This window comes from Calothrix sp. UHCC 0171 (assembly GCF_034931845.1).
Taxonomy (GTDB): domain Bacteria; phylum Cyanobacteriota; class Cyanobacteriia; order Cyanobacteriales; family Nostocaceae; genus Brunnivagina.
In genome coordinates this window covers 1-11,665 of the sequence record NZ_JAYGHN010000026.1, presented here as the reverse complement: position 1 = coordinate 11,665, position 11,665 = coordinate 1, and the positions used below count along the sequence as shown (strand labels likewise).

General features: G+C 39.8%; 9 protein-coding genes and 1 pseudogene. 7 read left to right on the top strand and 3 right to left on the bottom strand.

The features are described from left to right. From VB733_RS18445 to VB733_RS18425, 5 genes are all read left to right on the top strand, one after another. Positions 1-205 (top strand): hypothetical protein (locus VB733_RS18445; protein ID WP_323341522.1); only part of this gene is annotated, 205 nt, incomplete at its 5' end. A 133-nt stretch (positions 206-338) separates the two neighbouring features. Then, complete coding sequence (locus VB733_RS18440) at positions 339-2,537, top strand: pentapeptide repeat-containing protein (RefSeq protein ID WP_323341521.1); 2,199 nt, start codon at positions 339-341, stop codon at positions 2,535-2,537. A 128-nt stretch (positions 2,538-2,665) separates the two neighbouring features. Further along, a complete protein-coding gene (locus tag VB733_RS18435; RefSeq protein ID WP_323341520.1) occupies positions 2,666-3,532 on the top strand; it encodes a calcium-binding protein in 867 nt (288 codons plus the stop codon). A gap of 70 nt (positions 3,533-3,602) precedes the next feature. Beyond that, positions 3,603-5,120, top strand: coding sequence for a sensor histidine kinase (locus VB733_RS18430; RefSeq protein ID WP_323341519.1), 1,518 nt, complete (start codon positions 3,603-3,605; stop codon positions 5,118-5,120). A 102-nt stretch (positions 5,121-5,222) separates the two neighbouring features. Continuing rightward, on the top strand, positions 5,223-5,675 hold the full coding sequence (locus VB733_RS18425; protein ID WP_323341518.1) for a PepSY-like domain-containing protein: 453 nt from the start codon (positions 5,223-5,225) through the stop codon (positions 5,673-5,675). Positions 5,676-5,738: 63 nt separating this feature from the next. Here the strand turns inward: VB733_RS18425 and VB733_RS18420 are convergent, their stop codons facing one another. The 3 genes from VB733_RS18420 to VB733_RS18410 all read right to left on the bottom strand — a co-directional run bounded on the left by VB733_RS18420 (position 5,739) and on the right by VB733_RS18410 (position 9,404). Next, a complete protein-coding gene (locus VB733_RS18420; protein WP_323341517.1) occupies positions 5,739-6,125 on the bottom strand; it encodes a response regulator transcription factor in 387 nt (128 codons plus the stop codon). A gap of 1,088 nt (positions 6,126-7,213) precedes the next feature. Then, positions 7,214-7,882, bottom strand: coding sequence for a response regulator transcription factor (locus tag VB733_RS18415; RefSeq protein ID WP_323341516.1), 669 nt, complete (start codon positions 7,880-7,882; stop codon positions 7,214-7,216). Beyond that, entirely contained in the window at positions 7,854-9,404 is a 1,551-nt protein-coding gene (locus tag VB733_RS18410) for a HAMP domain-containing sensor histidine kinase (RefSeq protein WP_323341515.1), read from the bottom strand. The genes VB733_RS18415 and VB733_RS18410 overlap by 29 nt, the downstream gene beginning before the upstream one ends. A 198-nt stretch (positions 9,405-9,602) precedes the next feature. Here VB733_RS18410 and VB733_RS18405 point away from each other — a divergent pair. Together VB733_RS18405 and VB733_RS18400 are read left to right on the top strand one after the other, a co-directional pair. Next, positions 9,603-9,811 (top strand): annotated as a pseudogene (locus VB733_RS18405) (Uma2 family endonuclease); the annotation flags it as partial. 130 nt (positions 9,812-9,941) lie between these two features. Beyond that, entirely contained in the window at positions 9,942-11,429 is a 1,488-nt protein-coding gene (locus VB733_RS18400; protein WP_323341514.1) for an NAD(P)/FAD-dependent oxidoreductase, read from the top strand. Positions 11,430-11,665 lie beyond the last annotated feature (236 nt).

The window sequence follows — 11,665 nt, the reverse complement described above, 5'->3', positions numbered from 1 at the left end:
CCTGGAAATAGGAGTAATACTTTTCCTGGAAATAGGAGTAATACTTTTCCTGGAAATAGGAGTAATACTTTTCCTGAAAATAGGAGTAATACTTTTCCTGGAAATAGGGAGCAATACTCTTCCTGGAAATAGGAGTAATACTTTTCCTAAAAATAGGAGTAATACTTTTCCTGAAAATAGGGAGCAATACTCTTCCTGGAAATAGGAGTAATACTCTTCCTGGAAATAGGAGTAATACTCTTCCTGAAAATAGGGAGCGAGACGCTCCCACTACCATTTTTTTACTTATCGGTTTTTGAGCAATTCAAAACTTACATATTTTTAACAAGGAGTGCATCATGCCAGCTTTAAACTTTAACGAACAAACCTTAGTTGGAAATAACTTCCGAGGTCAAAACCTCAACGGTTCTACCTTTTTCAAAGCCAGTCTGACAGACGTTCGCTTTGATCCCAATAATGCAGGTAACGCGACACAATTAAGAGGCACAAATTTTAGTGAATCTAGTTGGTTTAATGTCAATGCTCAGAATGCGATTTTTGCTGCTAATAACAACTTTGGTCCAGCTAATTTATTTCTAGCGACATTAGAGAATGTGAATCTGAGTGGAGCTAACTTGACTCAGGCTAATTTGTCACTCATTAACACGAAATTTATTAACCTCTCCAACGCTAACCTAACTAATGCGAATTTGCGAGAAGCCAATCTCAGTGGTGAACAGTCAGAGCGACCAAATTTAACAGGAGCAAACTTTACCGGAGCCGATTTATTTAAGGCAAATCTCAAAGCGGCTGACTTTACAGGTGCTAATCTGACGAATGCTAGTTTACTGGACACAAATTTAGAAAACGCTGTCTTAGTGAATGTCAATGCCACAGGTGCTGATTTTCGGGATACAAACTTCACAGATGTAATTCTGCAAAATTCTACCTTTGATTTGGCTAATTTCAGTGGTGTCTCTTTGAGTGATGTCCTGCTTAATCCAGGACAACCAGCAAATGTGAAGTTTCGCGGTGCTGATTTAAGCGGATTATTAGCAGATGATGCCATTTTAACTGGTTCTGATTTTACTTCCTATGTTGCTGCTAATGGCGCTGTGACAGTGACAAACCTAGTTAATGCCAAATTTGATGACACCGATTTAAGTGGTTCTAACTTCACGGGAGCCAATGCCCAAGGTGTATTCATTAACGGACTAGCGATTGGTGCGAACTTTACCAATACCAATCTCACAAATGCCGATTTATCGAAGGGTAACTTCACCAATGCTACCTTTATCGGAGCAGACCTGACGGGAGCAAATGCTGTTGATGCGATCGGTCTATATATTGGAGATGAAGCTGATAACACCATCGTTGGTACAATCAACGGCGATAATATCTTTGGCAATGGTGGTAATGACAACCTTAGCGGTGGTGCTAGTAATGATTACCTTGATGGTGGTAACGGTAATGACATTCTCAATGGTGAAGGAGGCGCTGACACCCTCAACGGTGGTGCTGGTAATGATGAACTGAACGGTGGTGCGGGTAATGACTCTCTAGTTGGTGGTGCTGGTGCTGACACCCTCAACGGTGGTGCAGGCAATGATTTCCTTGATGGTGGTAACGGTAATGACAGGATGGTTGGTGGCGCTGGTGATGACATATATATCGTTAACAGTGCTGGAGATACCGTCATTGAAAACGCCAACGCAGGTATAGATACTGTCCAATCTAGTCTTGCTAGCTATACTTTAACCGCCAATGTAGAAAATTTAATCCTGATCGATCCCGCCCAAAGTGGTACAGGTAACGAACTTAACAACGTTATCACAGGTAACGCCGCTAACAATACCCTGGTTGGGGGTGCTGGCAATGATAACTTGAATGGTGATGGCGGTGATGATTTCCTTGATGGTGGAATAGGTGATGATGTTTTAGTTGGTGGTCTGGGTAATGACATTTATGTAATTGATAGCATCGGAGACATCATTACAGAGAATGCTGAGGAAGGCATAGATACCGTACAATCTAACCTCGCTAGCTACACTTTAGGCGACAACTTAGAAAACTTGACCTTAATTGGCACAGCAGAAAGCGGCACAGGGAACGCACTTGCCAATACCATTACTGGTAATGCGGGCAATAATAACCTGAATGGAGCAGGTGGTAACGATATTCTCTTTGGCAACGCAGGTGACGATACCCTTGTGGGAGGAGCGGGCAGTGATACCCTTGATGGGGGTGATGGCAATGATAACCTCAACGGTGGAGTCGGTGCTGACTGGTTGACTGGTGGAGCAGGCAATGACACCCTCAATGGTGGTGATGGTGCTGATACCTTTGTCTTTGCATCAGGCTTTGGCAGCGATCGCATTGTCGGTTTTGCTGATGGTGTAGACAAAATTGATCTCAGGGCATTTAATACCAATTTTGCAGCGTTGGGGATTACTCCACCATCTGGCGCACCTGCTGTTATTACCATCGGTGCAGATACGATTACTTTAGCAGGCTTCAATTCCAGCAATGTTGATGCTAGCGATTTTATCTTCAGCTAACTTTGCAGACATCATGAATACCTGATAAGTAGCGGGTATTCATATTCCCGACTTCTCCAAAAGTCGGGAATTTAATCGGTTAGGAATCAGAATTACTTAGCTCAAAATCTTGTAATTAAGGTAAAAAAATGCGGATACTTTTTACCATTGCTCACTTTTTTCGACCAGATAGTCAGGGTAAGCACGCTTCCCAACGAAAGAATCCTCAGCCACGCATACAAGCTTTAACTCAAAGTATTACTAACTTACATCAGCTATTTGGCAAATCTCAAAGTATTATTAATATCGCTCAAAGATTAGCTTTTCCAGCTAACCAGCCTCAACGTAGCCAACTCGATATTATTATTTGTACTACTCAAGATTGTCATCTTCTCGAACAGCTATCTTTACCACCCCATTTTTATCAAAACTATGTAACTCAAGCCGAACCTTTGTTGTTGGGATTTGAATGTCAAGCTGTACTGAGAGACAATTTAGGCAAGTATGATTATTATTGTTTCCTGGAAGATGATTTAATCATTCATGACCCTTGGTTTTTTGTGAAATTAAATTGGTTTACGCAACAAGCTAGTGATTTAAGTCTGCTGCAACCTAATCGCTATGAAGTCTCCGTTAACAATCTGACCGATAAAGCCTATATTGATGGCGATTTACTTCCAAGAGTCACTGCGCCTTTTCAGAATGTACAAGAAAAATGGGAACTAAAAGGTCAAATAATGGGGATGCCAATCACATTTAATCGTGCTTTAAATCCCCATGCTGGCTGTTATTTTTTGAATGCTAATCAGATGGCTTATTGGTCTAAGCAAAAGCATTTTATTGACAGAGATATTAGTTTTGTCAGCCCCTTAGAAAGTGCTGCGACATTAGGAATCATGAAGACATTTAGGGTTTACAAAACAGTACCACAACAGGCGAATTTTTTGGAAATTCAACATTTTGGTACGGGATTTTTAAGTCTGATTGGGGAAAAAATTCCTTTGTCGGTTAGCTAAAATGATTGAGGATTATTATATAATAGATGTACATTTCCACAAATATTTTACCTGCAAGTAATTATCATTAATGTCGAAAAATCATGAAAAGAAGCAATCAGTAATCAGAGAATATGCGAAGAACTTTAAGGGCTTTATGTGGTACGCACGTACCCGTATTCTTTTCTCGTATATTCTAATTTTTGGTGTGACTTTTGTGATTTTTGTCCCTGCATTTCGTGAGTTATTGTACGCACGAGTGAATACTCGTGTTTATAGGGAGACAATGGAAAAAATGCAGGTATTCAAGGAATTAGTTAGTAGGGAAGCTCAAAAGACTATACAGAATGAGAATAGAGAAGCAACTAATTCACTTCGGAAAGCTGATAAACGTCTACTAAAGCCGCCATCTTCTAAAGCCGAGTTGGAAGAATTTTTTGATGGGTTTTTGGGTAATCAACTTCCAGAAGACGATACATATCTGATTGCCTTAATGGAAGGGAAATTTTATAAATCGAGTCCTAGAGCCAGACCAAAACCACTAAGTATAGATTCAAAATTAATTCTTGATTGGGCAAAATTAACTCAAGCAGAGGAAGGTGAAAAGATAATTCATGGTAGTAATGTGGGTAGTATTATTTATCTTGCTCAACCTGTAATCATCAAGGGCGAAATTATGGGGGTATTTGTAATTGCACGCACTACAGCTGGTGAACGTAATGAAGTCTTGGAAGCTGTGCGTGTAATTATTCAGGTGGGTGCAAGTATGCTATTTTTGGTTTTAGTTTTGGCTTGGTTTGCTTCGGGAAAAATTCTCGCACCTTTACGCTTACTGACACAAACTGCTCGTAATATTAGTGGCTCTGATTTAAACCAACGTATACCCGTGCGTGGAGAGGGAGAAATTGCCGAATTAGCAGCTACCTTTAATGAAATGATGGATAGATTAAAGGCTGCTTTTAACAGTCAGAAAAATTTCCTCAACGATGCTGGACATGAACTGCGAACACCAATTACTATCATTCATGGTCATCTGGAGTTGATGGGGGATGAGCCTCAAGAAAGGCAGGAAACTCTAGCGTTAGTAATGGATGAATTAGAGCGAATGAAACGATTGGTTAACGATCTAATTCTACTGGCAAAGGTGGAACATCCTAATTTTTTGTATTTAGAAACATTTGAGGTTAGTAATTTTACTGAAGAGATATTTGCCAAAGCTCAAGCTTTAGGAGAACGCAATTGGCAGCTAGAAAATGTAGGAAAAGGTAAAATAGTCGGCGATCGCCAGCGCTTGACTCAAGCTATCATGAATTTAGCAGAAAACGCAACCCAATATACAAAAACGACTGATATTATTGCCCTTGGTTCTGTGATTTATCGGGGTAAAGTTAAGTTTTGGGTGCGGGATACTGGAGAGGGTATTGCCCAGGGAGAACAAAAAAGAATATTTGAGCGTTTTGCCCGTGCTGCCAACAGTCGCCGTCGTTCGGAAGGTTCTGGTTTAGGATTATCTATAGTTCAAGCGATTGTAGAAGCTCATAATGGGAAAATAACAGTTGCCAGTAAAATAGGAAAAGGAGCCACATTTACCATAATTTTACCTTTGTAAATAATTCAATCAAAATTCAATCAAAATTCAATCAAAATTTAATAATAATATTAAGTCATGTCCAAACCCTAGTAGATTGGAGAATTAGTTAAAGCGATGCAGATGAAAGTAATCATAGTAGGTATTTGCAATGTATCGCTACTAATATTTTTAGCTGCTTGTCATTGTTGCAAAAAACAGGAAAAAAAGATAATTGTCCCTATAGTTGTAGAACAAGCATTCACAGCAAAATATTCTGAGATACCTCACACCTGGCAGATACATGACTATGGTTATGAGGCGGTATTTACTCAAAATGGTATCGAATATGAAGCTGAGTTTTCAGGTACTGGAGAATGGTTAGAAAGTGAATATTTAGTGTCAGAAAAAGAATTTCCTGCTGTTGTCTTAGAGAAAATAAAAAAAGAATATCCAAAATTTATAATTACAAAATACGAAATAGAAATTACGCCTCAAGGTTTATTTTACGAAGCAGATATCACAGATGGAGAAAGGGAATATGAAGTATATTTTGATGGCAAAGGTAATTCTGTAGTTGATTTATATGAGGATTAAAAGTGGAACTTTAGAGTCCATTAAGTCGATTTCAGATTGAATGGAGATAAAAAGTTTTCATTTTTATGAAACTACATCTTTGTCTTGATTAACTTTTTCTAAATATGAATTAACCTTTGCTAATAAATCGCCAAATCGGAATGGCTTGGTTACGTAATCATTAGCACCTAAACTGAGTGCAGTAGTTCGGATTCGTTCGTCAGAAAGAGCCGTGATAATAATAATTGGCAAATTTTCATCTTGGCTACGGAGTTCTTGCAAAACAGCCCAACCATCCTTAATTGGTAAACCTAAATCCAGCAACAATAATTCAAACTCTTCGTTTGTAGCCTTTTGTAATGCTTGCTCTCCATCCGATGCAACTGTTGTCATAAAACCATTCTTGCGGAACCCTTTTTCGATAAATGCAGCTAAACGTGTTTCGTCTTCGGCAATAAGTATGCGGTTCATAAAATAAAATTTATTTTTAGCTATATAGTTGTTCATTATATTCATATTCCTCCTCTCTAAGTTATGTAGGAGTCATACTTAATTTTTGAGCAGATACGTAGTTCTGTAGTATTGCTAAAAAACTGCGTTAAGTTTTCTTGTTATACCATTTCACAAAGTGCTTGATACCAATCTTTTTCTTTTTCGGCTTGCCAAACTTATCAGAAATTCTAGTTAAATGGCATCATACTACTAGAATAGCTAACTTTGTTCAAAAATCCAACTGGATAGATTCCTATATTTAATTTTTTAATTTTAACCCAAGAAACCCAGTTTCTTGGATTTAAGTATCGAGCATTATCTGACTTTTTGATGAGAAACCTGGTTTTTCCCTGCGTGACTATTGTTAATAAATATTTACTTTATAAATAGTCTCTTAATTTTTTACTGAATGTCCTGGCATCTATGTATAAAAAAAACTACGATAAGCTTGTGTTAATAATTAATATTTGAAAACTATTGTTTTTATGAAAAGTTATTTTAATATCTTTAGGACTTAGGCACTGTCAAAATTAACCGTGGTATGAATTGACGAAAATAGGTCATTTCTGGCTTCGATTACTCGTGACTTTAGTGTTAAAGAACGGGAATTCAATAACTGGCAATTATAATCGAACGTGAAATGCTGCGTTACGCTGCGCTAACGACACCCTACTTTTGTCATTTATAGGGGGTTTAGCATTGCTACGCCCCCACAAAAAACGTGATTTTCCGCAGTCGAGATGCATCTTACAAATAATTCTGTCTTTCTACTTACTCACGTGAAACTAAATTTAGCGAATATTTTCTGGTTATGACTATTATGGGCTAGCAAATAGTGAAAGAGATGGACAAATGATGCCCATCCTCAAGTTATTCAGTGTTAACTGATGTAGTCTAAGATGTAATCTGATTTTTTTGACCGAGTATTCAGGAGAACACACCGAGAAACCGTCTAAAACAATCAAATCAAATAAATTGAGAAGATTGATTTGGTAGGCTTAAGAGGTATTGCATACTATTTTCTGATCTAGCGATGAAAATATGATGAAAGTTACATGAGAAAAGTCTTATATTCGTAAACGATAACCCATACCTCTAACAGTTTCGATTAGATTGTTGCCAAGTTTTTTCCGCAAATAACCAACATAAACATCAACTATATTAGAGCCTGGGTCATAATCATAACCCCAAACCCGATCTAATAACTGTTCCCGACTTAAAACCTGTCCAGGATGACTAAAAAAAGTTTCCGCCAAAGTAAATTCCCGCGCGGGTAATTCTATTGTTTCTCCTGCAACTTTTACTTTACGCGATCGCAAGTCTAAAGTTGCATTTCCTACCTGCAACACCATTTCTACTTTTGGTTGATTGGCACTATGATTACGCAACCTGGCTTTTACCCGCATCAGCAACTCTTCAAACCGAAACGGTTTAGTTAAATAATCATCCGCACCGGCTTCAAACCCCGCCACCTTATCCTGAATATCATCGCGGGCAGTCAAAATAATTACTGGTAATTGTTCGCCTTGTCCCCGTAATTCTTCTAAAATGTATAGCCCATCTTTACCGGGAAGCCCCAAATCTAGAATCAATAAGTCAAAATTTGCACTAAACACCATATCAGTAGTAGATGCTGCATCAGAAGCAACAGATGTTGTATAACCGTGCGATCGCAATCCTTTCTCAATAAAGGAAGCAATACGGGGTTCATCTTCGGCGATGAGAATTCGATTCATCGGATACAACTTCTTGTTTCAAGGGTTCTAAAGGTAGGACGAGGGTAAAGGTAGAACCAGTTCCCAATGCACTCTTGAGGTAAATTTTACCACTATGTGCTTGAGTAATGGCTTTGACGATAGATAGACCTAAACCTGCTCCTTCCGAACGACGGTGACTATTTGCGGCACGGGCAAATCTTTCAAAAATGCGCTTCTGGTCGGCGGGTGTAATGCCTGCTCCTGTATCTTGCACCCAAAAGCGGACTTTTCCTTTGGATATACCCGAACCGATATAAATGATACTATCCTCTTCAGTATACTGGGTTGCATTATGTGCCAGATTCATAATTGCCTGTGTCAATCTTTGCCTGTCTACCAGCATTTTCCCCTTGGCAACCGCGTCTAATTGCCAGTTTCTTGGTGCTAAAGCCTTGGCTTTATTAAATACCTCTTCCGTGAATGCCGCAATATCAACTTGATCTAAAATCAAAAAATCGGGGCGTTCTGCCTTTGCCAGTAAAACCAAATCATCAACAAACCGCGTCATGCGATCGAGTTCATCCATGGCGATTGCGAGGGTTTCCTGCTGTTCTTCCGGCTCATCCCCCATTAGTTCCAGGTGTCCGCGAATAATTGCGATGGGGGTACGCAGTTCATGCCCCGCATCATTAATAAAGTTGCGTTGAGTTGCAAACGCAGCCTCAAGTCTATCCATCATGGCATTAAAAGTCTTTGCTAACTCGGCAATTTCTCCGCCTCCATCCACAGGGATGCGCTTGGCTAAATTCGACTCGCTAATTGATTGTGCTGTTTGAATAAAAGTGCGTAAAGGTGCTAAAACTCGACCAGCAGCAAACCAAGCCAACAATAAAGCCACAATGAGAGCAAAATATTGAACCTCACTAATAACTTGTAAAGCTTCTAGTGCTTCTTCCCGTTCTCCAGCAGTCGTATGAGCAGCAATAAATACTCCCATCACTTCATTATTAATACGTATGGGGTAAGCGGCATAAAGAATACTTCCAACTCTGGGGTCATCGACTTTTACTTCGTCTCTGGATGCTTCTGTTAGCTTTAACCAACGTTTCATTAAAGCTGAATTTCGGTCGATCGCATTGGGTAAAGCTCGCGGAGTTGATGTATAAAATTCCCCCTTCACCACGGCAATAAAATAGACATCATCATCAGGTAATTCATCGGAGAAATAAATATTGAAAATCTCGATTAATTCTGCGAGATTTTGGGGTGGTTCCCAAATAATCTTATCTTTGCGTTTGCGTAACCTTTCTAAATCCTCTGCCTCCTGGTTTTTATAACCTTCGGTGACAATTTTTTGAAACTCAGTAATTTCCTCATCTATATCTTTCTCTACCCGTGCTTGTACTTTTGCAAACAAACGGTTATGAATTGTAGGGATTGCGATCGCAATAAAAAAAGTCATCAACAGCAGATACCACAGCAAAATCCGCGTGCGGGCTTCGCCAAAGACTTTAAACCAATTCCGGAAAAACTTTACAGGTTGTTGAGCGAGCTTGCTCATGTCCATTAATTTTAATAATGTTTCTTAAACCATGGAATTACAGCTAAATCAGGGAATGTTGAGACATTTTTTACTTATCTTTACTGATTCTACACCACCGCAGGTTTTGATTGGGGAAATTCCAGGATTACTGTAAAGGTCGTATATTACAGCACACCACTTTGCGACAATCAAAACAAGCTTGAGAAAACTTTGGTTATGGTAGCTATCCCTCAACAACCGCAAAAATGACCATCGAGGAATATCTCGAATGGGAACCTTACCAAGACGTTCGTTATGAATATGTTGATGGCAAAGTTTTCGCCATGATTGGGGTGACAATTCCCCGTAATGATATTGCTCTCAATCTTTATAGAAACTTGTATCTTCATCTGTTATTTTTAGTAATGAAAAGCCAAATTAGCGATAGCTCAACTGTTCAGATATAACAGTTGGGGTGCGGAATGTAAGTTAGATTTATTCATTGTAAATTACAAGAATAGTTTGCAGGGATGTGAATCTGTTCATTGCCCAAAATGGAGGCAGAAGGAATAAACCATGTCCATAGAACATTTCGACGTTGTGATTGTCGGAGCAGGACTTTCCGGAATCGGCACAGCTTATCAGCTACAGAGCAAGTGCCCAGGAAAAAGCTACATGATTCTGGAAGGGAGGGATTCTATGGGTGGAACCTGGGACCTCTTCCGCTATCCAGGTATCCGCTCCGATAGTGATATGTATACACTCGGCTATAACTTCAAGCCGTGGAAAGAAGCGAAAGTTATCGCCGATGGACCATCAATCCTCAAATATGTGCAGGAGACTGCCACAGAAAACGGTATCGATAAACATATCCGCTATGGTTATCTCGTCAAGAAAGCTACTTGGTCAAGCACCAATTCCACATGGACGATTGAAACTCAACGCAAGGATACAGATGAAACCGTCTGCTTCACCTGCAATCTCCTGCTGATGTGTTCTGGCTACTACAGCTATAAGGATGGCTACACCCCCGAATTCAAAGGTCGCGATCGCTTCCAGGGCAAAATAATTCATCCACAAAAATGGGACAAGAGTCTCGATTATCGCGGTAAAAAGGTGGTGGTCATCGGTTCTGGAGCAACCGCAATCACCTTGGTACCAGAAATGTCTAAAGATGCAGAACATGTGGTGATGCTACAACGTTCACCAAGTTATCTTTTTTCACGCTCCGACGAAGATGCAATTGCCAACTTTCTCAGTAAGTTTCTGCCTGCCAAACTGACCTATCTGATCATGCGTTTGAAGTACATCGCACTTCAACAGATAACTTATCAGACTATGCGTGCAAAACCGGAGATGAGCAAGCAGAAACTGATTGACATGGTGCGTCAAGAACTTGGTACTGACTATGATGTTGAAAAACATTTCACTCCGCACTACAATCCTTGGGACCAACGTCTCTGCCTAGTGGCAAACAGCGACCTGTTCCAGGCGATTAAGTTAGGTAAGGCATCGGTTGTCACCGATAATATAGATACTTTCACTGAAAAGGGTATCCTCCTAAAATCGGGTCAGGAACTTGAAGCCGATATTATTGTTACGGCAACAGGACTCAATCTCGTTGTACTTGGTGGTGTAAAATTTGACGTTGATGGTCAGCCAGTTGACTTCTCGAATACCTATGTCTACAAGGGCATGATGTATTCCAATGTGCCGAACCTTGTTTCGGTCTTTGGCTACGTCAATGCCTCCTGGACTCTACGTGCTGACCTGATAGCGGAATATATTTGCCGCATCATCAATCACATGGATAAGACTAGCTCTTCTCAATGTACACCACGTCTGCGGGATGAAGAGCAGAATATGACTGCACGTCCCTTGGTTGAGAATTTTTCCTCTGGCTACATACAAAGGGTGATACACTTGTTGCCGAAGCAAGGCGATCGCGAACCCTGGGTTGGAGCTCAAAGCTACAAACGAGACAAGAAAATGGTTCGTTGTGAGGCGATTGAAGACGGTGTGCTGGTATTCAGTTCTGCCCCAGAAATTCAGAAGCATTCGTGATAGGTTAGAAGCGAGTGTATTTTCTGTATACGCAGGGCAGACGCATCTTATTTTTACAATGCTTACGAGATAAGGGTTTCAGCCATTATTTAGTTTAGTAACTAAAAGACATAACCCTTGCTACGTAAAGCTTACAGAATTTAGATGCATTTGCCCTGTATACTTAGGTATATTTTTGACTCAAAATTATCAGCAAGATAGTGACTTAAATCATTATTGTTTTTAACATAAATATA

Excerpts from the sequence above, each read along its gene's own strand:
- VB733_RS18440 (WP_323341521.1), top strand. The coding sequence starts at position 339 with ATGCCAGCTTTAAACTTTAACGAACAAACCTTAGTTGGAAATAACTTC.
- VB733_RS18435 (WP_323341520.1), top strand. The coding sequence starts at position 2,666 with ATGCGGATACTTTTTACCATTGCTCACTTTTTTCGACCAGATAGTCAG.
- VB733_RS18430 (WP_323341519.1), top strand. The coding sequence starts at position 3,603 with ATGTCGAAAAATCATGAAAAGAAGCAATCAGTAATCAGAGAATATGCG.
- VB733_RS18425 (WP_323341518.1), top strand. The coding sequence starts at position 5,223 with ATGAAAGTAATCATAGTAGGTATTTGCAATGTATCGCTACTAATATTT.
- VB733_RS18420 (WP_323341517.1), bottom strand. The coding sequence starts at position 6,125 with ATGAACCGCATACTTATTGCCGAAGACGAAACACGTTTAGCTGCATTT.
- VB733_RS18415 (WP_323341516.1), bottom strand. The coding sequence starts at position 7,882 with ATGAATCGAATTCTCATCGCCGAAGATGAACCCCGTATTGCTTCCTTT.
- VB733_RS18410 (WP_323341515.1), bottom strand. The coding sequence starts at position 9,404 with ATGAGCAAGCTCGCTCAACAACCTGTAAAGTTTTTCCGGAATTGGTTT.
- VB733_RS18400 (WP_323341514.1), top strand. The coding sequence starts at position 9,942 with ATGTCCATAGAACATTTCGACGTTGTGATTGTCGGAGCAGGACTTTCC.